20 protein-coding genes are annotated in these 20,919 nt (G+C 74.3%); 13 read left to right on the forward strand and 7 right to left on the reverse strand.

All coding sequences use genetic code 11. From position 1 onward, the window contains the following. Positions 1-20: 20 nt before the first annotated feature. Genes QOL16_RS00440 through hemL form a run of 3 tightly spaced genes read left to right on the forward strand, consistent with a single transcriptional unit; the run spans position 21 to position 3,234 of the window. A complete protein-coding gene (locus tag QOL16_RS00440; protein ID WP_065961521.1) occupies positions 21-827 on the forward strand; it encodes a uroporphyrinogen-III synthase in 807 nt (268 codons plus the stop codon). After that, a complete protein-coding gene (gene hemB, locus QOL16_RS00445; RefSeq protein WP_290439175.1) occupies positions 824-1,879 on the forward strand; it encodes a porphobilinogen synthase in 1,056 nt (351 codons plus the stop codon). The genes QOL16_RS00440 and hemB overlap by 4 nt, the downstream gene beginning before the upstream one ends. Beyond that, entirely contained in the window at positions 1,876-3,234 is a 1,359-nt protein-coding gene (gene hemL, locus QOL16_RS00450) for a glutamate-1-semialdehyde 2,1-aminomutase (protein ID WP_071285678.1), read from the forward strand. Before hemB ends, hemL begins: the two co-directional genes overlap by 4 nt. 115 nt (positions 3,235-3,349) lie before the next feature. Here hemL and QOL16_RS00455 read toward each other — a convergent pair whose 3' ends face one another. The 4 genes from QOL16_RS00455 to QOL16_RS00470 all read right to left on the reverse strand — a co-directional run bounded on the left by QOL16_RS00455 (position 3,350) and on the right by QOL16_RS00470 (position 7,090). Then, a complete protein-coding gene (locus tag QOL16_RS00455) occupies positions 3,350-4,165 on the reverse strand; it encodes an ABC transporter ATP-binding protein (RefSeq protein WP_071285676.1) in 816 nt (271 codons plus the stop codon). A 35-nt stretch (positions 4,166-4,200) separates the two neighbouring features. Next, the gene (locus QOL16_RS00460; RefSeq protein WP_065961564.1) at positions 4,201-4,869 is read right to left on the reverse strand and encodes a GntR family transcriptional regulator; all 669 of its coding nucleotides are present in this window, start codon (positions 4,867-4,869) and stop codon (positions 4,201-4,203) included. A 122-nt stretch (positions 4,870-4,991) separates the two neighbouring features. Then, positions 4,992-5,969 (reverse strand): MDR family oxidoreductase, encoded by a 978-nt coding sequence (locus QOL16_RS00465; RefSeq protein ID WP_065961566.1) that lies wholly within the window; start codon positions 5,967-5,969, stop codon positions 4,992-4,994. A 92-nt stretch (positions 5,970-6,061) separates the two neighbouring features. Then, the gene (locus QOL16_RS00470) at positions 6,062-7,090 is read right to left on the reverse strand and encodes a 6-phosphofructokinase (RefSeq protein ID WP_065961567.1); all 1,029 of its coding nucleotides are present in this window, start codon (positions 7,088-7,090) and stop codon (positions 6,062-6,064) included. Between the two features lie 80 nt (positions 7,091-7,170). On the opposite strand from QOL16_RS00470, the gene QOL16_RS00475 reads away from it, so the two are divergent. Together QOL16_RS00475 and QOL16_RS00480 are read left to right on the forward strand one after the other, a co-directional pair. After that, positions 7,171-8,133 (forward strand): DNA-3-methyladenine glycosylase, encoded by a 963-nt coding sequence (locus QOL16_RS00475; protein ID WP_071285848.1) that lies wholly within the window; start codon positions 7,171-7,173, stop codon positions 8,131-8,133. A 111-nt stretch (positions 8,134-8,244) separates the two neighbouring features. Then, positions 8,245-8,433 carry a zinc transporter permease gene (locus tag QOL16_RS00480; RefSeq protein ID WP_065961569.1) on the forward strand — a complete coding sequence of 63 codons (189 nt, stop codon included), beginning with the start codon at positions 8,245-8,247 and terminating at the stop codon, positions 8,431-8,433. A gap of 88 nt (positions 8,434-8,521) precedes the next feature. Here QOL16_RS00480 and QOL16_RS00485 read toward each other — a convergent pair whose 3' ends face one another. Beyond that, positions 8,522-9,379, reverse strand: coding sequence for an NAD(P)-dependent oxidoreductase (locus tag QOL16_RS00485; protein ID WP_071248320.1), 858 nt, complete (start codon positions 9,377-9,379; stop codon positions 8,522-8,524). Between the two features lie 345 nt (positions 9,380-9,724). On the opposite strand from QOL16_RS00485, the gene QOL16_RS00490 reads away from it, so the two are divergent. The 6 genes from QOL16_RS00490 to QOL16_RS00515 all read left to right on the forward strand — a co-directional run bounded on the left by QOL16_RS00490 (position 9,725) and on the right by QOL16_RS00515 (position 15,586). After that, positions 9,725-11,320, forward strand: a complete 1,596-nt coding sequence (locus tag QOL16_RS00490; protein WP_083395202.1) for an MFS transporter — start codon at positions 9,725-9,727, stop codon at positions 11,318-11,320. A 58-nt stretch (positions 11,321-11,378) separates the two neighbouring features. Continuing rightward, positions 11,379-12,242, forward strand: a complete 864-nt coding sequence (locus tag QOL16_RS00495; RefSeq protein ID WP_065961574.1) for an SMP-30/gluconolactonase/LRE family protein — start codon at positions 11,379-11,381, stop codon at positions 12,240-12,242. Between the two features lie 548 nt (positions 12,243-12,790). Further along, the gene (locus QOL16_RS00500) at positions 12,791-13,468 is read left to right on the forward strand and encodes a hypothetical protein (RefSeq protein WP_305411184.1); all 678 of its coding nucleotides are present in this window, start codon (positions 12,791-12,793) and stop codon (positions 13,466-13,468) included. 185 nt (positions 13,469-13,653) lie between these two features. After that, positions 13,654-14,352: a YceI family protein gene (locus tag QOL16_RS00505; protein ID WP_065961682.1), complete on the forward strand. Its 699-nt coding sequence runs from the start codon at positions 13,654-13,656 to the stop codon at positions 14,350-14,352. Between the two features lie 2 nt (positions 14,353-14,354). Next, a complete protein-coding gene (locus tag QOL16_RS00510) occupies positions 14,355-14,864 on the forward strand; it encodes a sigma-70 family RNA polymerase sigma factor (protein WP_065961683.1) in 510 nt (169 codons plus the stop codon). After that, positions 14,861-15,586 carry an anti-sigma factor gene (locus QOL16_RS00515; protein WP_083230161.1) on the forward strand — a complete coding sequence of 242 codons (726 nt, stop codon included), beginning with the start codon at positions 14,861-14,863 and terminating at the stop codon, positions 15,584-15,586. The genes QOL16_RS00510 and QOL16_RS00515 overlap by 4 nt, the downstream gene beginning before the upstream one ends. Positions 15,587-15,676: 90 nt before the next feature. Here QOL16_RS00515 and QOL16_RS00520 read toward each other — a convergent pair whose 3' ends face one another. Next, positions 15,677-16,186, reverse strand: coding sequence for a MarR family winged helix-turn-helix transcriptional regulator (locus QOL16_RS00520; RefSeq protein ID WP_305411186.1), 510 nt, complete (start codon positions 16,184-16,186; stop codon positions 15,677-15,679). 83 nt (positions 16,187-16,269) lie between these two features. On the opposite strand from QOL16_RS00520, the gene QOL16_RS00525 reads away from it, so the two are divergent. Together QOL16_RS00525 and QOL16_RS00530 are read left to right on the forward strand one after the other, a co-directional pair. Further along, positions 16,270-19,818 (forward strand): proline dehydrogenase family protein, encoded by a 3,549-nt coding sequence (locus QOL16_RS00525; RefSeq protein ID WP_071281953.1) that lies wholly within the window; start codon positions 16,270-16,272, stop codon positions 19,816-19,818. 1 nt (position 19,819) lies between these two features. Further along, positions 19,820-20,581 (forward strand): tyrosine-protein phosphatase, encoded by a 762-nt coding sequence (locus QOL16_RS00530; protein WP_139266267.1) that lies wholly within the window; start codon positions 19,820-19,822, stop codon positions 20,579-20,581. A gap of 27 nt (positions 20,582-20,608) precedes the next feature. Here QOL16_RS00530 and QOL16_RS00535 read toward each other — a convergent pair whose 3' ends face one another. Beyond that, on the reverse strand, positions 20,609-20,815 hold the full coding sequence (locus QOL16_RS00535) for a hypothetical protein (protein ID WP_071281956.1): 207 nt from the start codon (positions 20,813-20,815) through the stop codon (positions 20,609-20,611). Positions 20,816-20,919: the final 104 nt, after the last annotated feature.

Raw genomic sequence — 20,919 nt, forward strand, 5'->3', positions numbered from 1 at the left:
GCGGTGCGTGGGGCGAGTCGGTGGCTCAGGCCGCCCGGTCCCGCGGACTCGAGCCGGTCGTCGTCCCGCTCATCACCGACGCACCGCCCGCCGACCCGGCAGCGCTCGACGCGGCGCTCGCCCGCCTCGGGGCAGTACCGGCCGCGCCCGCTGGCGAGGCCAGCGGACAGCGCGCTGACGGACCGCGCGACGACCCGGCCGGGAGGCGCGACGCGCCACCCACGGACCGCAGCGGACCCGACAGGGTCGCCACCGGTGCCCCCTGGCTCGTGGTGACCAGCGCGACGGCCGTGCGCGTGGTCGCCGGACGCGTGCCGCGCCTCCCGGCCGGGGTCCGCGTGGCCTGCGTCGGCGCGGCGACCGCACGGGCCGCCCGCGCGGCGGGCTGGCCCGTCGACCTGGTGCCCGAGGACGAGTCCGCGGCCGGCCTCGTCGCCGCGTTCCCCGCCGACGCCGGACCCGTCCTGACCCCCCGGTCGGAGATCGCCGCGCCGACGCTCGTCGACGGCCTGCGCGCCCGCGGCCTCGCCGTGTCGGAGGTGGTCGCGTACCGTACCGTGGGGACGGGGGACGACCCGCTCGTCCTCACCCCACCACCGGACGCCGTGCTCGTGACGAGCGGGAGCGTCGCCGACCAGGTCGTCCGCCGGATGACCCCCCTCGACCCGCGCACGCGCATCGCGTGCATCGGACCGTCCACCGCCGACGCCGCGCGTGCCGCCGGACTGCCCGTGCACGTCGTCGCCCGCAGCCGGTCCGCCGAAGCCCTCCTCGACGCCGTCGTCGAGACCCTCCACCCGAACCCCAGAACAGGAAGGTCATCGTGACCGGACGCTTCCCCCAGGTCCGCCCCCGTCGGCTCCGCGCCACCCCCGCCATGCGGCGGCTGGTCGCCGAGACGCGGCTCCACCCCGCGGAGCTCGTGCTGCCGATGTTCATCCGCGAGGGGGCGACCGACGCGATCGACATCTCGAGCATGCCGGGCGTGCAGCAGCACTCCCTCGACTCGTTCCGCCGAGCGCTCACCGAGGCCGCGGAGCAGGGCGTCGGTGGCGTGAACCTGTTCGGCGTGCCCACCGCGAAGGACGCAGTGGGCTCCGGCGCGACCGACCCGGACGGCATCCTCAACGTCGCGATCCGGATCGCGAAGGAAGAGGTCGGCGACGCCCTCGTCGTGCAGTCCGACCTGTGCCTCGACGAGTTCACCGACCACGGCCACTGCGGTGTCCTGGCGGCCGACGGCTCGGTCGACAACGACGGCACGCTCCTGCGCTACCGGGACATGGCCGTCGCCCAGGCCGAGGCCGGCGCCGAGCTCGTCTGCATGAGCGGCATGATGGACGGTCAGATCGCCGCCGCCCGCGACGCCCTCGACACCGCCGGGCACAGCGGCACCGCACTGCTCGCGTACTCCGCCAAGTACGCGTCGGCGTTCTACGGCCCCTTCCGCGAGGCCGTCGCGTCCACGCTGCAGGGCGACCGCCGCACGTACCAGATCGACGCCGCCGACGGACGGCAGGGTCTCCGCGAGGTCCTGCTCGACATCGAGGAGGGCGCCGACATCGTCATGGTGAAGCCCGCGATGAGCTACCTCGACGTGCTCGCCCGAACCGCCGACGTCTCCGAGGTCCCCGTGTGGGCGTACCAGATCTCGGGCGAGTACGCGATGATCACCGCGGCGGCGCAGAACGGCTGGATCGACCGCGACGCCGCGGCGATGGAGGCCCTCGTCGGCATCAAGCGTGCCGGTGCGGACGCCATCCTCACCTACTTCGCGGTGGACATCGCGCGGAAGCTCAACCAGGAGGCCGGCCTGCGCACGTCCGGCAGCACCGCGGCGGTGTCCGGCGTCGCCTCGACCGGGAAGGCCCCCGAATGACCACCAGCACCAGCACCAGCACCGCCACGACGAACGACGAGCTGTTCGGTCGCGCGAAGGCGAGCATCCCCGGGGGCGTGAACTCCCCGGTCCGCGCGTACGGCTCGGTCGGCGGGACCCCGCGGTTCCTCACCGCCGCGAAGGGCGCGTACGTGACCGACGCCGAGGGGCGCGAGTACGTCGACCTCGTCGCATCGTGGGGCCCCGCGATCCTCGGGCACGCGCACCCGGGCACGGTCGAGGCCGTGCAGCAGGCCGCCGCCCGCGGGCTGTCGTTCGGGGCGTCCACCCCGGGCGAGACCGAGCTCGCCGAGCTCGTGCGGGAGCGCGTGCAGGTCGCCGGCGACGGGCCGATCGAGAAGCTCCGCATGGTGTCGACCGGCACCGAGGCGACGATGACCGCGATCCGGCTGGCCCGCGGGTACACCGGTCGCGACCTGCTCGTGAAGTTCGCCGGGCACTACCACGGCCACTCGGACTCCCTGCTGGCCGAGGCCGGCTCGGGTGTCGCGACGCTCGCCCTCCCGGGCAGCGCCGGCATCACCGCCGAGACCGCGGCGCAGACCCTCGTGCTGCCGTACAACGACCTCGACGCCGTCCGTGCCGCGTTCGACGAGCACGCGGAGCGCATCGCCGCGGTGATCGTCGAGTCGGCCGCCGCGAACATGGGCGTGCTCGCGCCGGAGCCCGGCTTCAACCGTGCGCTCGCGGAGATCACGCGTGCGCAGGGTGCGCTGCTCATCGTCGACGAGGTCCTCACCGGCTTCCGCGTCGGCCCGGCGGGGTGGTGGGGGCTCGAGGCCGACGGCACCGTCCCCGAGGGCACCGGGTGGAAGCCCGACCTCGTCACGTTCGGCAAGGTGATCGGCGGCGGCATGCCCCTCGCCGCGCTCGGCGGTCGCCGCGAGGTGATGGACTTCCTCGCCCCGCTCGGGCCGGTGTACCAGGCGGGCACGCTGTCCGGGAACCCGCTCGCCGTCGCCGCCGGCACCGCGACGCTCCGTGCGGCGACACCCGAGGTGTACGCGCACCTCGACCGCACCGCGGCGACGATCGCCGAGGCGACCAGCGCAGCGCTGTCCGCCGAGGGGGTCGCGCACACCGTGCAGCACGCCGGGAACCTGTTCTCGTTCGCGTTCCTCGACGAGGCCCCGCGGAACTACGACGACGTCCGAGCGCAGGAGGCGTTCCGGTACGCGCCGTTCTTCCACGCGATGCTCGACGCCGGGGTCACCCTGCCGCCGAGCGTGTTCGAGGCGTGGTTCGTCACCGCGGCGCACGACGACCGGGCCGTCGGCCGGGTGCTCGACGCGCTGCCCGCCGCCGCGAGGGCCGCGGCCGCCGCGACGGCGTAGCCCGCAGGGCGGGTCGGCCCGGTCGCCCCGGTCGGGCGATCGGGCCGGTCGGGCCGCCTGCCCGGTCGGTCCGCGCGTCGCCGTGTCCGGCCCGTCCGTCCCGGTGTCCCCGTGGTCAGGACGACTGCCGGGAGGCGCGGGTCGCCCCCGGCGCCCGGCGTGCGTGCCAGCGCCCACCGACACGGTCGACGGTGAGCGGGAACGCGAAGGCTGCGGACACCGCGGACGACGTGACGACCGCGTCCGCGGGCCCCTGCGCCACGACGGCCCCGTCGCGGAGCAGCAGCGCGTGCGAGGTCGAGGCCGGCAGGTCCTCGAGGTGGTGGGTGACCATCACGCTCGACAGGTCGGGGCGTCGCGTGCGCAGGGCGTCGACGGTCTCGAGCAGGTGCTCCCGCGCGGCGACGTCGAGCCCGGTCGCGGGTTCGTCGAGCAGCAGCAGGTCGGGCTCCGCCACGAGGGCCCGGGCGATGAGTGCCCGTCCGCGTTCCCCCTGCGAGAGGACCGGCCAGCGCGCGTCGGTGCGTGCGGCGAGCCCGACGTCGGCCACGAGCCGGTGTGCGGCGTCGAGCTGCTCGGCCGTGGGCTCCCAGCGCAGCATGAGGTCGGTCGTCCCGGTCAGGCCGGTGAGGACGACCTCGAGCACGGTCAGGGGCGAGAGGACCCGGTGCCGTGGGTCCACGTGCCCGATGTGCTCGCGGAGCGCGCGGACGTCGGTCCGGCCGAGTCGCCGACCGAGCACCTCGACGGTGCCCGCCGTCGGGTGGCTCGTGGCGCCGAGGACCGCGAGCAGCGTGGACTTCCCGGCGCCGTTCGGTCCGAGCAGGGCCCAGTGCTCCCCGCTGCGGACGGTGAGGTCGACGTCGTGCAGCAGGTCCCGGCCGGAGCGGGTCACGCGGAGTCCGGCGGCTGCGATGCGTGGTTCGGTCACCGCTCCATGCTGCCGGACCCGCGCCCGTTCCCGGGTCAGGCCTTCGCGGCGCGGACCTCGGCGAGGTGCTCGGCCATCGCGCGGGACATGCCGCGGATCACGGCGCCGGCTGCCTCGCCGTCGCGGCCCTTCGCCGCTGCACGGAAGGAGTCGAGTCCGTGCTTGACGTCCCAGAACACGAACTCGGGCTGGCCGATCCGCACGAACTTCGCGCGGTTGACGATGCCCTCGGCGGTCTTCACGAGCAGCTCGTTGCCCGAGTGCGCGACGAGGAACGCGATCAGCGCGTCGATGTCGTCGTTGAGCTTGCGGTCCTCGGCGTCGGCGTGTGCCCGGGCGCCGTCGAGGAGCTTGCCGAGCTGCTTGAGCGCGGCGTCGTCGAGGGTCGGGATCGCCCAGCGCGCGGCGAGCTCGGCGAACCCGAAGAGCAGCTGGAAGGCGTCGTCGTACTGCTCGCGCGTGGGGGAGGCGACCCGGGTGTAGCGGTTCGCCTCCATCTCGACCAGGCCGAAGTCGACGAGCTTCGCGATCGCCTCGCGGATGGGCGTGCGACTGACCCCGAGCCAGGCGACCAGCTCGTCGTCGTTGAGGCGTTCACCGGCCTGGAGCGTGCCGTCCTGGATCGCGGCGAGCATCTTCTCGAGCACGACGTCGCGCAGCAGCTTGCGGGGCGAGTTCTCGACGGTCGACTTGGGCACGGGCATGCGCTGCTCCTCCAGTGGGTTCCGGGTGGTCCGCCGCCCAACCTAGCGTGAAATACGCAAACGTTTGTGAAAACACCAGTGATGTGAAAGATCAGCCGCGGGAGGTCGGCCTGCGGGGGTGGTCAGCCGCGGAGGTCGACCACCGTCCGGCCGTGCACCCGCCCCGCGACGACCTCGGCGCCGACCGTGACCGCGCGCTCGAGGTCCACCGTGCGCGTGACGTCGGCGAGCAGGGCCGGGTCGAGGTCGGTCGCGATGCGGTCCCACGCCTGCTGCCGGAGGGCGAGCGGGGCCTCGACCGAGTTGATGCCGAGCAGGGACACGGCACGCAGGATGAACGGCATCACGGTCGTCGGCAGGGCCGAGTCCTGCGCCAGGCCGCACGCCGTGACCGCACCGCCCCAGCGCGTCGACGCCAGCACGTTCGCGAGCGTGGCACCGCCGACGCTGTCGACCGCGCCCGCCCAGGTCGCCCGCTGCAGGGGCTTGCCGAGATCGGCGATGGTGGCACGGTCGACCACGTCGGTCGCCCCGAGGGTCCGCAGGGATCGCTCGTGCTCACGTCGGCCGGTCGACGCCGTCACCCGGTACCCGCGTGCCGCGAGCAGCGCGATCGCGACCGTGCCGACGCCGCCGGACGCGCCCGTGACGAGCACCGGACCGTCGTCGGGCGACACCGACCGCTCCAGGGCCAGGACCGACAGCATCGCCGTGAAGCCCGCCGTGCCGACCGCCGCCGCGAAGGAGTCCTGCACGCCGTCCGGCAGCACGACGAGCGACCCGCTCGGGACCACCGCCTGGTCCGCCCAGCCGCCGTGGCGCGTCTCGCCGAGCCCTGCGCCGTTGCACACGACCCGGTCGCCGATCGCCACGTCGTGCACGCCCGGGCCGAGCGCCGAGACGGTGCCGACGACGTCGATGCCCGGCACGAGCGGGTCGACCCGGGCGACGCCGGGGTTGCCGGCCAGGGCCAGGCCGTCCTTGTAGTTGACGCTCGAGCACGTCACGTCGACGAGGACCTCGCCCTCGGCGGGCTCGGCCAGGTCGACCTGCGTGACCGTGGGCGGTGCGGAACGGGAGACGAGGACTGCGCGCGTCATGCGTCGGACGCTACCCGCGCCTCCCGGCCGCCCGTCCACCAGCGGTGGACGCGACCACCACCGGTGGACGCCGCCCCCGGGGGGGGACGTGCCTAGCCGAACATGATGGCGGCCTCGTCGAACCGGGCCTGCGGCACGGTCTTCAGCTCGCCCAGCGCGTCCTCGAACGAGACGTGCACGATCTCGGTCCCCTTGAGCGCGACCATCCGGCCCCAGCGCCCCTCGACCACCGAGTCGATGGCCGCCAGGCCGAGCCGGGTCGACAGCACCCGGTCGTAGGCCGTCGGGGTGCCGCCCCGCTGGATGTGCCCCAGCGTCGTCGCACGCGTCTCGATGCCGGTCATCTCCTCGATCATCGGCGCCAGGCGCTCGCCGATGCCGCCGAGCCGCGGTCGCCCGAACGCGTCGAGTCCCCGCTCGGTGTGCGCGGTGTCCTCGTGGTCCGGGACGAAGCCCTCGGCGACCACGACGAGCGGTGCGCGACCGCGGTCGTAGGCGGCGCGCACCCACGTCGCGATCTGCTCCATGCTCGTCTTCTGCTCGGGGATGAGGATCGCGTGCGCGCCCGCGGCCATGCCGGAGTGCAGCGCGATCCAGCCAACGTGCCGGCCCATCACCTCGGCGACCATGCACCGCGAGTGCGACTCACCGGTCGTGCGGAGGCGGTCCATCGCCTCGGTCGCGATCGCGACGGCGGTGTCGAAGCCGAACGTGTAGTCGGTGGCGCCGAGGTCGTTGTCGACGGTCTTCGGGACACCGACGATCCGCAGGCCGCCGTCGGTGAGGCGCTTCGCGGCGGCCAGGGTGCCCTCGCCGCCGATCGCCACGATCGCGTCGATGCCGTGCCGCTCGAGGGTCTTCGTGATGTTCTCGACGCCGCCGTTCGGTCCCTCGAAGGGGTTCGTGCGGCTCGTGCCGAGGATCGTCCCGCCCTGCTTGGCGATGCCCTGGATGTCCTTGCGACCGAGGGGCACGATGTCCCCGTCGACCACCCCGCGCCAGCCGTCCCGGAACCCGACGAACTCGTGGCCGTGGATCGCGATGCCCTTGAGCACGATGGCGCGGATGACCGCGTTGAGTCCGGGGCAGTCGCCTCCGGAGGTGAGGATGCCGATGCGCACGGAGACTCCAACGTCGTCGGGTTGCGGGGACCTCCCCATCATGTCTGACGGTGGTGGGGCATTACCATCCCCGTGTGTCCCTGCCGTCCCCCGTCGCCCCCGGCCCGTCCGGCGGGTCCGCCGCGGCCGAGCGGGTCGACACGGTGTACCGGCCTGGAGGCGCGGTGGACGTCCGCGCGACCCTCCGGCCCCTGCAGCGCGGCTCCGGTGACCCCGCCTTCCGGGTGGTCGGGTCCGACACGTGGCTCGCGCTCCGCACGCCGGCCGGGGCGGCCTCGGTGCTCGTCCGCCGTGCGGGCAGCGACGCCGTCGCGGTGTCGGCGTGGGGCGACGGTGCCGCCTGGGCGGTGACCCACGCGCCGGACCTGCTCGGCCGCGGCGACGACTGGTCCGACCTCGACGTGGGCGCCCACGCCTTCCTGGCCGAGGCGCGGCACCGCCAACCGGGGCTGCGCCTGCTCCGGACGAACACGGTCGTGGCGATGCTCGTGCCGGCGATCATGGAGCAGAAGGTGACCTCGCGACAGGCCTGGCGCGCCTGGCGGTACCTGCTGCGGCGCTTCGGTGAGCCGGCACCCGGTCCGGCACCCGCGGAGATGTTCGTCCCACCGACCCCCGAGCAGTGGGCACGGGTCCCGAGCTGGGAGTGGCACCGGGCCGGCATCGAGCCCGGCCGTTCGGCGACGGTGATGCGGGCGGTCAAGGTCGCCCCGGCACTCGAGCGCACGCTGGCGCTCGGCCGCGGTGGCGCGGTGGTCGCGCAGCGGCTCCAGTCGGTCCCCGGCATCGGGCGGTGGACCGCGGCGGAGACGGCGCAGCGCGCGCACGGCGACCCGGACTCGCCGAGCGTCGGGGACTACCACGTGCCCGCGCTCGTCGGGTGGGCGCTGGCGGGCGCCCCGGTGGACGACGACGGCATGCTCGAGCTGCTCGAGCCGTGGCGCGGGCACCGGGAACGGGTCGTGCGCCTGATCGGGGGCTCGGGCTTCCGGAAGCCGACGTTCGGGCCGCGCATGACGATCCAGGACCACCGCTGGCACTGACACCGCCCGGTCCGTCGACCGGTGCTGTGCGCCTCATCAGGCGTCGACGCGGACAGTCCCGGTCCGCTCCCGTAGCCTTCTGTTGAGAACTGATCTCACGAAGGAGGAACCATGTCGAACCCGGACACCACCCCCGCCGCCGAGGCCGAGGAGCACCGCGTCGCCGAGCACGACGTCGCCGACCACGACCACGAGCAGGACGGCGGCGAGCACGAGACCGTCGAGCACGGCGACCACGTCGACTTCGTGCACGACGGCCACCGGCACGCTCGCCACGAGGACCACTACGACGAGCACTGAGCGTCGCTGAGCCGACCACCCGACGGACGGGAGGCGCGTGGCGGGCCCGCCACGGGCCTCCCGTCCGTCGTCGGGTCGCGCGGGCGCCCTACGGGTGCCGGACGCCCTCGCCGGCCAGCACCGCGCGGTAGCCCTCGCGGAAGGTCGGGTACCGGGGCTCCCACCCGGTCGACCGCAGCAGCGCGTTCGACAGGCGCTTGTCGCCGCCGGCCTGTCGCGCGTCGCCTTCGCCGACCGTCGGCTCCGGGAGTCCGAGCTCGGCGGCGAGGAACCGCAGGACGTCGTCCAGGCGGCTCGGTTCGTCGTCCGTGCCGAGGTACGTGGGCGCCGGATCCGGCACGGACGCCAGGTGCACGATCGCGGCGGCCGCGTCGTCCCGGTGGATCCGGTTCGTGTGCGGCGACGTGCCCGGCGCGAGCCGTGCCGCCCCCTCGCGCACCTGCGTGATCAGCCGCTCCCGCCCGGGCCCGTAGATGCCGGACAGACGGACGAGCACGGCACCGGGTGCGCGCTCGCGCAGGAGCGCCTCGGCCTCGACGAGGACGGCGGCCGTCGGGGTACCACCGCGCGCCGGGGTCGCCTCGGTCACGACGCTGCCGTCGGCGACGTCGTACACCGCCGTGGAGGACACGACGAGCAGGCGCGGGTCGGCGGCCGACGCGGCGATGCCGTCGAGCACGTTGCGGAGCCCGTCGACGTAGGTCGCGCGGTACTCGTCGACGTCGCGGGACCCGGCGGCGAAGGCCACGACGACCACGCCGGTGTCGTCCGGGATGGTCGGGACCTCGCGGCGGAGGTCGACCGCACGGCCGGTCAGCGGGGCGGGGACGCGGTCGGCGCTGCGGCGGAGGCCGACGACCGGGTGACCCTGCGCGGCGAAGCGCAGGCCGGTCTCGGTGCCGAGGTCGCCGCAGCCGGCGATGACGACGGTGGGGAGGGAGTGCACGGGTCGAGCGTGGCACGGGCGGCTGGGGAGGGCTCGAGCGGACGCGGGGCCGCACTCCTGGCCCGGGCATCCGCTGGGAGTACCGGTGCGGCGCGGAGGTAACGTCTGCCGGGCTACCCCGTAGACCCTGCTGCGGGGGCCCGGATCCCTGTTCCCGGGTCGGCCTCGTCCAGACCCTCAGCGTCGAACCCGACGGCGCCGTAGCGCGAGGGCGTCCGTCCCGGACCCGAACCCACGACGGCCGCCCTCGCACCCCCTCGGCTGTACAGGTGCTCACGTCCGGGGGACAGGAAGCGAACCGCGTCTGCGATCCCGGCAGCCACCCGCGCCTAGCGTGAAGTGGTCATGACAGCCGAACACCGCAAGTCCGCCGAGCCCGACGCGGCTCCCACCGTCGCGCACCACGACGCCCACCACGCAGCGACCGCCGAGGTCGCCGGGCCTGCCCCCGACGCGCACCCGGCTCGCGAGCAGGACGCTCCGCCCGCTCGCGAGCAGCGGGACGAGCACGGGGGCGACCAGCCCGACCCGAACCGGTGGAAGGCACTCGTCATCTGCCTGCTCGGCGGGGGGATCGTGCTGCTCGACGTGTCGATCGTGAACGTCGCGCTGCAGTCGATCTCGAGTGGCCTCCCCGGTGCGTCGCCCGAGGCGGTGCAGTGGATCCTGTCCGGCTACGCGCTGGCGTTCGGTCTGCTCCTCGTGCCCGGCGGTCGACTCGGGGACGCCTCCGGCCGGCGCCGGATGTTCGTGATCGGCGTCGGGCTCTTCACGGTCGCGAGTGCGCTGTGCGGCTTCGCGCCGAACGGCATCGTCCTGGTGGTCGCCCGGCTCGTGCAGGGCCTGGCCGGTGGTCTCCTCACCCCGCAGGTGACCGCGCTCATCCAGCAGCTGTTCCGCGGCAAGGAGCGCGGTACCGCGTTCGGCCTCTTCGGCGCGACGGTCGGCATCGCCACGGCGATCGGCCCGCTCGTCGGCGGCCTGCTCATCACGGCGTTCGGCACCGAGAACGGGTGGCGGTTCGTCTTCTTCGTGAACCTGCCCGTCGGACTCGTCACGATCCTCCTGGCCTTCAAGTACCTGCCGCAGGCCGACGGGTCGGCCCGGGGTCGGAAGCACGACTTCGACCCGGTGGGCATCGCCCTGCTCGGCGCCGCGGTCGTCGCGCTGCTGCTGCCGTTCGTGCAGTCCGAGCAGTGGAAGAGCAACGCGAAGTGGTGGCTCGTCGTGGCCGCCGTCGTCTTCGCGGTCCTGTTCGTCCTCTGGGAACGGCGCTACGCCCGCACCAAGGAGCCCGTGATCGACCTCGCGCTCTTCCGCCGCCGGTCGTTCTCGCTCGGCGTCGGCCTCGCCACGGTGTACTTCGCGGGCTTCACGCCGCTGTTCTTCGTCCTGACGCTCGCGCTGCAGTCCGGGCTGCACTACTCGGCGCTGCTCGCGGGCCTGTCCTCGGTGGCGTTCGCGATCGGGTCCGGGGTGGCGTCGACGATCGGCGGGCGGATCGTGCACCGGTTCGGTCGGCAGTTGATCGTGATCGGGACGATCCTCGTGCTCATCGGACTGGGTGGCGTGATCTGGGTCGTCGCGAACCACTACGAGTCGGACCTCGGCTGGTGGCTCGTCGTGCCGCTCCTGGTCGCCGGCGTCGGGTCGGGGCTCACCATCTCGCCGAACCAGACCCTGACGTTGTCCGAGGTCCCGGTCGAGCAAGGTGGTTCGGCCGGCGGGCTGATCCAGGTCGGCGCGCGCGTCGGGTCGGCCATCGGCATCGCCGCGGTCGGCAGCGTCTTCTACTCGGCGCTCGCCGACTCCCGCGGCGACTACTCGACCGGGCTGCCGCTCGCGCTCGGGGTGTCCCTCGGCTTCGTGGCGGTCGCGCTCCTCGCGGGCATCGTCGACGTGGTCGTCGGCAAGGTGCGGGGGACCGAGGCGACGGTCTGACCACCTGGCAGCGGACCACTCCCGGGCCGCCGACGGGTGCCGCTGGCAGGCTGGGTCCGTGCACACGACGCTCGACTCCGCGACCGACATCGTCACCGGCATCCGGTTCCCCGAGGGCAACCGGTGGCACGGCGGACGGCTCTGGTACTCCGACATGCACACGGGCGAGGTCTTCTCGGTGGACCCCGCCTCGTCCGAGGCGCCCCGGGTCGAGGCCGTCGTCGAGGGGCAGTCCTCGGGGCTCGGCTGGCTGTCGGACGGCCGACTCGTCATCAGCTCGATGGAGTCACGGACCCTCGTCGCCGCCGCACCGGACGGCTCGACGTCGGTGTTCGCCGACCTGTCCGCCGTCGAGCCCTCGCTCCTCAACGACCTGGTGGTCGACGAGCAGACCGGCCGGACCTACGTCGGGGCGTTCGGCTACGACCTGTACGGCGGCGAGGAGCTGCGGCCCGGCCCGCTGTACGTCGTCGAGCCGGACGGCTCCGCCCGGCGCGCGGCCGACGGACTGGTCTTCCCGAACAGCGCGAACGTGCTGCCCGGCACGCGGACCCTCGTGGTGAGCGAGACCTGGGGCGGTCGGCTGACGGCGTTCGACATCGAACCGGACGGCTCGTTGACCGGCCGGCGTGCGTGGGCCGCACTCCCGGACGGCGTCACGCCCGACGGCAGCACGGTCGACGCCGAGGGTGCGGTCTGGGTCTGCTCGGTGGACACGGGCGAGTTCCTCCGCGTGGTCGAGGGCGGCACGGTCACCGACCGGATCGACGCCCCGGGGCGCTGCGCGATCGACTGCGCGCTCGGCGGGGAGGACGGCCGGACGCTGTACCTCGCCACGGCCGACAGCTACGACCCGGCCACGACCGCGACGACGCGTGCCGGGCGGATCAGCGCCGTCCGCGTCACCGTTCCCGGCCCCTGAGCGTCCGCGTCACGGTCAGGGCCACCGCCACCGGTCCGTGAGCGCTCGACGCCGTGGTCCCGGCGTGCGCCGTGCTCGAGGTCGTCCGGCTCGTCGGACGGGTGAGCTGCGCGCCGGTCGTCGGGGTCGAGGTCTCGAGCCCGGGCCGGACGCCGGGCACGCAGCGGGTCGCCGTCCCCGCGGACGTGCGTGCGGGCGACCTGCTCTGCTTCCCCTGCGCGGTCGCCGTCCGGCACCGGGACGTGGTGGAGCCGGTCCGCGCCGCAGTCGGGACCGTCGCCCGCCCGTCCGTGTCCCCCGCGTGCGGGGCGCCGAGCGTGTCTCGACGCGCGGTGATCGGACCCTCGTCCCCCGGGTTTGTCACAGAACGGTAACGACCAGGAATCCGTCCAAACCGTTCGGTGGGGGGTGTCGAATCACCTGCACAAGCCGGGAAACACCCGGAGCGCTCACCAGCCGCAGGTAGCTGGTTCTCCACCCCTGTTCGGGGTGTGTTCGGCGCGCATCCAGGGATTCGCGCCGAGCGCGACAACGAAAGGAACGCAGACATGCGCAAGAGCCTCAAGACCTCCATCACCCTCGCCACCACGGGTGCGCTCGTGCTGGGCGGTGCCGCGTTCGGTGTCTCCGCCGCGCAGGCCGACGGCAGCATCCACACGGTCTCGTCCTCGTCGTCGAAGATCCCCGGCCCGGTCGCTTCGGTGCCCGAGGTCAAGGGTGGCAACACCGCGGTCGCGCTCGACAAGGGCTTCACCGACGCGCTGACCTCGCTGGGTCTGACCCCGGGTGTGTCGGGCAACGCGAAGCTCGAGAACGGGTCGGTGTCGTTCCCGATCACCGCCGGTTCGGTGACGTACTGGTCGCCGGACGGCAACTACCGCCCCTACGTGCAGGGCCTGCTGAACCACGACGACTCGGGGCTGACGCTCTCCGCCGGTGACACGACGGTGACGCTGGAGAACTTCGTCGTGAACCCGGGCTCGTCGAAGCTCTACGGTGACGTGTTGGTCAACGGTCAGGTCGCCGTGTCGAACGCGTACCTGTTCTCGCTGCACGGTGGCACCCTGAAGCCGCTCCAGCTCGAGGGTGACAACGCGATCCTGACCGGCACCACGGTCCACGTCTCCGACGACGCCGCGAAGCTGCTCAACAGCACCTTCAAGACCGACGCCGTCAAGGGTGGCCTGCTCGTCGGGACCGCCACGATCACCGCCCAGATCAAGTAACACCCCGCACCACCAGCACCACCAGCACGACACGCGAACGGCGCCGCCCCCGATCAGGGAGCGGCGCCGTTCCACGTCCACGCGATGCGGCCACGGAACGGCGCCCACCCTGGTCGCGACACGCTCGCGCACCCGCTCGTCGGGACGACGGTGAACGATCCGCCCACCCGTCTCGTCGTCTGGGTATGGGACTCCGCACACGCACGAAGGTCATCATCGGCATCGCCTCCGGTGTCGTCGTCATCGGCGCCGCCGCCGCCATCGCCGGCCCGGTCATCTACGCGAACACCGTCAACGGGCAGGCCGCGGCCGCGCCCACGCTCAGCGCCGCCGCCTCCGGGTCGGCCGGCTCCCTCGCGTCCGACCAGGCGGACGGCACCTGGAAGAGCCAGGGCTCGTCGTACGCCGGCTACCGGGTGCACGAGGTCCTGCAGGGGAATGATGTGAACGTGGTCGGTCGCACGAAGGACGTCGAGGGCACGGCGGAGGTCGCCGGTGGTTCGCTGACCAAGGCGACCGTCACGGTGCAGGTCGGCGAGATCAGCACGCCCGAGGCGGCCCGCGACGCGTACTTCCGCGACAAGGCGCTCGAGACGAGCAAGTTCCCCACCGCCACGTTCACGCTGACGAAGCCCGTCGACGTCTCGAAGGCGCTCGACGGCACCGCGCAGGACGTCACCCTGACCGGGACGATGGACCTGCACGGCGTCCAGCAGCCCGTCACGGCCGACGCGAAGGTCGCCGTCGCGAAGGGCGGGACGGTCCAGGTCGTCGGTTCCGTGCCGATCACCTTCGCCGACTACGGCGTCCAGGCCCCGTCGCTCGGGTTCGTGACCGTGGACGGGAAGGGCTCCGTCGAGTTCTCCCTCGACCTGGCGAAGTGACGATGACGAGCCGTTCCGCGGACGAGCTGCTGGCGACCCTGTACCGGGAGCACGGCGACGCGCTCACCCGGTACGTCCGGCACCTGACGCGGGACGGCTCGATCGTCGAGGACGTCGTCCAGGAGACGATGGTCCGAGCGTGGCAGCGGCCGGCGGTGCTCGAACGGGCCCCCGACAGCGCCCGCGCCTGGCTGTTCACGGTCGCGAGGAACCTCGTCGTCGACGACGCCCGGTCCGCCCGGAACCGCCGCGAGCACGGCACCGAGCACCCGGTCGACCGCGCCGAGGCCGACCGGACGGACGCCGTGCTCGACCGGATCGTGGTCGCGGACGCCCTCGCCTCGCTGACCCCGGACCACCGTCGCGTGGTGGTCGACGCCTACTGGCTGGGACACACCGTCCCCGAGATCGCACGACGGCACGACATCCCCGAGGGCACCGCGAAGTCGCGGCTGCACTACGGGCTGCGAGCACTCCGGCTCGCACTGCAGGAACGAGGAGTGACCCGATGAGCGTGGACCCGACCGCGCACGACCGCTACGCCGAGTGGGACGCCGCCTACGTGCTCGGCTCGCTGCCAGCCGACGAGCGGCTGGAGTACGAGCGGCACCTCGAGACGTGCGTGCGCTGCACCGCCGCCGTCGCCGAGTTGGTCGGCCTGCCCGGCCTCCTCGCCAAGCTCCCCGCCGACCAGGCGGTCGAGATCGCGGAGCCGGACGGGAGGCCCGACCCGCTCCCCGAGAGCAGCCTCGCCGCCGTCGCGCACCGCGTCCGCCACCGTCGGCGGCGTCGCCGGGTCTGGGTCGCCGCGACCGCGGGGCTCGCGGTCGTCGCCGCCGTGCTCGGCGGCCTCGCCGTCGGCACCGCCGGGGACCGCACCGGTACGGTGCGTGCGGCCGCGTCGCCCACCGCGACCGGACCGGGGGACCGCTACACGATGACCGGTTCGCAGGGGCTCGACGTCGACCTCGCGGTGAGCGGGGAGCAGTGGGGAACGCGCTTCGACTGGGGGTGCTCGTACGGCGGCAAGGAGTGGTCGGCGGACGGCTCGGTCATGTACGACCTCGTGGTCGTGCGGTCCGACGGGACGACGCAGACCGTGGCGACGTGGTCCGCCGCCGGCGCCGAGGCACGCGGGCTGTCCGCGTCGACCGACATCCCGCGCGACGACATCAGGAGCGTCCAGGTCCGGCTGCGCGGGGAGCAGGGCGCCCTCGCCGGCGTCTCCCTCTGACCCGCGCGGACCGGACTCGCGGGCGGACCGGAGCCGCGCGTGGACCGGACTCGCGCGCGGAGCGCATCCTCGCGCTGACCGGTCGACCGGTCAGCCCGCGACGGCCTCGTGCTCGTCCGGGCCGATCGCGTCCTCGAGGCGCGCACTGACGGACCGCAGCGTGTCCGCGTCCGTCCCCACGGGCCTCCAGAACAGCTCCCCGAGCGCCTCGGTGTGCGCGCGGATGCCGGCGAGCACCGCGCGCCGGCCGTCCGGGGTCATCTCCACCCAGCTGCCGCGACCGTCGTGCGGACAGTCGGCCCGGACGACGAGCCCGCGCGCGACCATGCGCGTGACCTGGTGGCTCACGCGCGACTTCTCCCAGCCGATCCCGCTCGAGATGTCGCGCACCCGCAGCTTGTGGTCGGGTGCGCGGTGCAGGCCGATCAGGATCTCGAACTCCGGGACCGAGATCCCGGCGCCCTCCTGCACGGCGTGGTCGAGCGCCCGGTCGAGTCGTCGCCAAGCATCGTGGTACGCGTCCCAGGTGGCCCAGTCGTGGCCGCCGCTGCCCTCCGTCGACATGCCGATCAGCGTATCCACCAGCCGAGCGGTGCTCACCAGGATCATCCGCTCGGACGACCCGGACGGCTCGTCCAGGAGCCTCCGAGGTGGGGTCGGAGGGGCGGCATACGATCAGGGGCATGCCGAGCGCGCGACTGCAGGACTGCACCGACGACGCCGTCGCCCTCGCGCGACGGTGGACTGCGGCGTCCGCTGCTCGCAAGACCGACCCGCGTGCCCTGCGCCTGGCCGAGGTCCTGCGTGACGAGCGTGGGCTCCACTTCACGCGGGCGTTCCTCGACCGCGTCGTCCGACCGGAGGACCCCCGGGTCGCCGCCCGGACGCTCGAGCAGCTCAGCCAGGACGTCCCGGAGCCGCTCGCCTGGTACCTGCGCGGTGCGGTGACGCTCGGCGGCGGCTTCGCGACGATGGCGCCGTGGGCCGTGGTGCCGACCGCGCGACGCATCCTCCGGCGTCTCGCGGGACACCTCGTCGTGGACGCGGCTCCCGCCAAGCTCGGGGGCGTGCTCGCGAAGGCAGCCGGGCCCGGTGCGCGACTCGACGTCACACCGCTCGGCGACGCCGTGCTCGGCACCGCGGAGAGCGACCGACGGCTCCAGGCGCTGTCGGAGCTGCTCGCCCGCGACGACGTCGACCAGGTCACCACGGCCGTCCGCGTCGTCGTGCCGCAGCTGTCGGCGTGGGCGTTCGACGAGACCGTGGCCCGCGCCGTCGACCGCCTCGTGCCGCTGTACCGCACCGCCGTGTCCACCACCTCGTCCGGCCGCCCGGGGTCCGGCGTGACGCTCGAGGTCGGCGAACACCGCGACCTCGCCCTCACCGTCGCGGTCTTCCGCGCCGTGCTCGACCGTGACGAGTTCGCCGGGCTCGGCGGGACCCTCGTGCTGCCGACCTCGCTGCCCGACTCGGCGGGCGCGCTCGACGCGGTCACCGCCTGGGCCCAGGGGCGTCGTGCTCGCGGGGGTGCGCCCGTCACCGTGCGGATCGTCCGGGGCGCGGACGGCCCGCGGGAGCACGTCGACGCCGTCCTCCACGACCAGCCGCAGGCGACCTGGAGCAGCGCGCGCGACACCGACGCGGCGTGGCTCCGCCTGGTCGACGCGGCGCTCGACCCCGAGCGGGTCGACGCCGTCCGGATCGGTCTCGGTGCCGACGACCCGCTGCTGACCGCCGCCGCGTGGGTCCTGGCCCAGCGCCGCGGGGTGACCGACGGGGTGCACGTGTCGACCCTCCTCGGCACCCCGGGCCCCGCCGTCGACGCCGTCCGGGCCGACGTCGGGGACGTCGTCGTCTGCGTCCCCGTGGTCGACCCCGAGCGGTTCGACGCCGCGGTCCCGACCCTCGCCCGACGCCTGCGCGACCTCGCGACGGCACCCGACGGTCACGGCGACGCCGACGCCGGTTCCGATGCCGATCGACTCCGGGACCTCGTCGCCGCCGCGGCCGCGACCGTCCCCGCGAGCCACCGGACGCAGGACCGCCGTGCCGACCCCGGGGCGCCCCGGTGGCAGGCGACCTTCGCGAACGTCCCCGACACCGATCCGTCGACCGCGGGCAACCGTGCGTGGGCGGCCGACCTGCTCGCCCGGGTGCCGCGGTCTCCGCTCGGCGTCCAGACGCTCCGCGCGGCCCGCACCGCCGATCGGTCGAAGCTCGAGCGGATCGTCGCCCGCACCGCGCTGGCCGGTGCGAACTGGGGTCGGCAGGACCCGTCCGACCGTGCCGAGCTGCTCGACCTCATCGCCCACGCGCTCGAGTCCCGGCGCACCGCGCTCGTCGAGGTCGCCGTCGCCGAGACCGCGGCCACCCTGGCCGAGGCCGACGCCGACGTCAGCCGCGCGGTCGACCTGGCACACCACCACGCCGACGGTGCCCGACGGCTCGCGGAGCTCGACGGCGACGGCGGACGGTTCGTCCCGCCCCGGCTGACCGTGGTCCTGCCGTCGTGGGAGTCGCCCGTCTCGTCGCCCGCCGGCGGCGTCCTCGCAGCGATCGCCGCGGGCAGCGGGGTCGTCCTCAAGCCGGCACCGCGCGCGGGTCGGACGGGCGCGGTGCTCGCCGACGTGCTGTGGGACGCGGGCGTCCCGCACTCGCTGCTCCAGCTCGTCGCCATCGACGAGGACCAGCTCGGACGCGACCTCGTCGCGCACCCCGCGGTCGACCGCGTGCTCCTCACCGGCACCACCGACACCGCGCGCTCCTTCCGCTGGTGGCGGGCCGGCCTGCCGCTGAGCGCCGAGACCACGGCGACGAGCAGCATCGTCGTCACACCGACGGCCGACCTCGACCAGGCCGTGCAGGACGTCGTCACGTCGGCCTTCGGTCGTGCCGGGCAGCGCCGGACGTCGGCGTCGCTCGTCGTCCTCGTCGGCTCGGTCGGCGACAGCGAGCGCTTCCGTCGTCAGCTCGTCGACGCGACCCGCACGCTCCGCGTGGCCTGGCCGACGGACCCGTCCGCCCAGGTCGGTCCGCTCGTGGCCGAACCCGACGGAGCGGCCCGTCGGCACCTCACCGAGCTCGGCCCGGGGGAGTCCTGGCTCGTCCAGCCCGCCCCGCTCGACGACACCGGGAGGCTCTGGTCGCCCGGCATCCGCGACGGCGTCCGCCCGGGCAGCGACCTGCACCAGACCGCGGCGCCGGTCCCCGTGCTCGGCATCGTGCGCACCGAGACCCTCGCCCAGGCGATCGCGGTGCAGAACGGCACCGACCACGGGCTCGCCGCCGGGCTGCAGGCCCTCGACCCGGACGAGATCGCCGAGTGGACCGCGAACGTCCAGGCCGGCGCGCTGTTCGTCAACCGACCGACCACCGGCGCCAAGGTGCGTCGGCAGCCGCTCGGCGGGTGGAAGGCCTCGGCGGTCGGCCCGGGCACGCCGCCCGACGGCCCCCTCGCCCTCGCCGCCCTCGGCCGGTGGGAGCCGACGCCCCGCACGGTGCACAAGAGCATCCAGCTCACCGGGCTGTCCTCGCGCGTGACGGCCGTCGTCGAGGCCTCCCGGAGCGGCCTGTCCTTCGAGGAGTTCGACCGCGTCCGCGCCGGCGCCCGCAGCGACGTGCGCGCCCGCGAGGCCGTCTTCGGGACCTCCCGCGACACCGCCGGGCTGGTGGTGGAGCGCAACGTGATCCGGTGGCGCCCGCAGTCGGTGGTCGTCCGGCACGCCGAGGGGTCGCCGACCGGTGACCTGGTCCGCACGCTCGTGGCCGCGACCGCCGCGCACGCCCACGTCCTGCTGAGCACCGCACGGCCGCTGCCGGGTCCCCTGACGCAGCTGCTCGCCTCGGCGCGCTCACCGCTCGACGTCGTGGACCACCTCGTCGAGTCCGACGACGAGTTCCTGCGCCGCGCCGCGTCCGGTGCCGTGTTCCAGCGCGACTGGGACGGCGACGAGGCACCGCAGGACGCGATCGACCTCGTGCTCGCGTCGGGGCAGGACCGCCCGTCCTCGTCGGCGTTCGGTGGCCCGGGCGCGCGGATCCGGCTCGTCGGCGGTGACCCGCTCCCGCTCGAGGAAGCCCTCGGCGCGAGCGTCGACGTCACCGTGCACGACGGACCCGTGGTGGAGTCGGGCTTCGTCGAGATGCTGCCGTACCTTCGCGAGCAGACGGTGTCGATCACGGCGCACCGCTTCGGCGACCTCGACCCGGACGTGGCGGCGCTGCGGGTCTGACGTGGACCACGACCTGCCCGGCCCCGGCCCGTCGTCCGACCGGGCGCGGGACGTCGCCGTCGAGGGCCTGGTCAACGCCCGGGACCTCGGCGGGCTGCCCCGCCGCGACGGGTCCACGACGCCCTCGGGCCGCCTGTTCCGCTCGGAGAGCGTCGACCGGGTCACGTCCGACGGATGGCGGGCGGTGCACGACCTCGGCATCCGGACCGTGGTCGACCTGCGCGCGCCGTCCGAGACCGCGAAGGACAGCGGTGCCCGCCCGTCCTGGCTCACGACCGTGACGGTCGACCACGACGGCCTCGACGACGAGCCCGGTTTCTGGGAGCCGTTCTGGGAGTCCGGGATCGTGGGCACCCCGCTGTACTACGGGCAGCACCTGGCGCAGTTGCCCGAGCGGACCGGCGCCGTGCTCCGGGCGATCGTCGAGGCACCACCGGGCGGCGTGCTCTTCCACTGCGCCGGTGGTCGCGACCGCACGGGCATCGTCGCGCTCGTGCTGCTGTCCCTCGCCGACGTCGAGCCGGAGGCGATCGTCGCCGACCACCTCGCCACCGTCGCGAACGCGCCGGCCCTGTGGGCCAGCGTCGGCGTCCCGGACCCGGAGGGGCGCATCGAGGCGCTCTGCGCCGCCCACGGGACCACGGTCGAGGGCGCGTTCCGCGCCGCCCTCGACGGCTTCGACCTGCCTGCGTTCACCGCGCGCTGCGGCGTGGACGACGCCGGACTGGAGGCCCTGCGCACGTTCCGCGCGCCGGTGACGTGAGTCGCGCCTCCCGTCCGGCGACCGGCGTCAGTCCTCGGTGGCCGCGCCGTCCTCGTCCTCGACCCCGGTCTCGTCCATGCGGTCGCGGAGGTGGTCGGACATCGCCGCGGCGCCCTCGCCGCGGTGGTCGTGGTCGACCTGCTCGATGAGTCCGCGCAGCTTCTCGTGGTTCGTCGCCTCGTCGGCACCGTCCATGACGGGGCCGGTCTGGACGTTCTCGTCGTCGTTGCTCATGGCACGGACGCTACGCCGCGGGCGTGGGAGCGGACGGTGCCTGTGCGGTCTGCGCAGTTCCGTCCATCCCGAACCTTCCCACCCGGCGAACGAACCGGACCCCG

Origin of the sequence: Curtobacterium sp. MCBA15_004, from assembly GCF_001865055.2 — a bacterium.
Taxonomy (GTDB): domain Bacteria; phylum Actinomycetota; class Actinomycetes; order Actinomycetales; family Microbacteriaceae; genus Curtobacterium.

What these genes read in the sequence shown, in the direction of transcription:
- hemL (WP_071285678.1), top strand. Translation starts at nt 1,876, where the DNA reads ATGACCACCAGCACCAGCACCAGCACCGCCACGACGAACGACGAGCTG.
- QOL16_RS00460 (WP_065961564.1), bottom strand. Translation starts at nt 4,869, where the DNA reads ATGCCCGTGCCCAAGTCGACCGTCGAGAACTCGCCCCGCAAGCTGCTG.
- QOL16_RS00465 (WP_065961566.1), bottom strand. Translation starts at nt 5,969, where the DNA reads ATGACGCGCGCAGTCCTCGTCTCCCGTTCCGCACCGCCCACGGTCACG.
- QOL16_RS00480 (WP_065961569.1), top strand. Translation starts at nt 8,245, where the DNA reads ATGTCGAACCCGGACACCACCCCCGCCGCCGAGGCCGAGGAGCACCGC.
- QOL16_RS00490 (WP_083395202.1), top strand. Translation starts at nt 9,725, where the DNA reads ATGACAGCCGAACACCGCAAGTCCGCCGAGCCCGACGCGGCTCCCACC.
- QOL16_RS00500 (WP_305411184.1), top strand. Translation starts at nt 12,791, where the DNA reads ATGCGCAAGAGCCTCAAGACCTCCATCACCCTCGCCACCACGGGTGCG.
- QOL16_RS00505 (WP_065961682.1), top strand. Translation starts at nt 13,654, where the DNA reads ATGGGACTCCGCACACGCACGAAGGTCATCATCGGCATCGCCTCCGGT.
- QOL16_RS00510 (WP_065961683.1), top strand. Translation starts at nt 14,355, where the DNA reads ATGACGAGCCGTTCCGCGGACGAGCTGCTGGCGACCCTGTACCGGGAG.
- QOL16_RS00515 (WP_083230161.1), top strand. Translation starts at nt 14,861, where the DNA reads ATGAGCGTGGACCCGACCGCGCACGACCGCTACGCCGAGTGGGACGCC.
- QOL16_RS00525 (WP_071281953.1), top strand. Translation starts at nt 16,270, where the DNA reads ATGCCGAGCGCGCGACTGCAGGACTGCACCGACGACGCCGTCGCCCTC.
- QOL16_RS00535 (WP_071281956.1), bottom strand. Translation starts at nt 20,815, where the DNA reads ATGAGCAACGACGACGAGAACGTCCAGACCGGCCCCGTCATGGACGGT.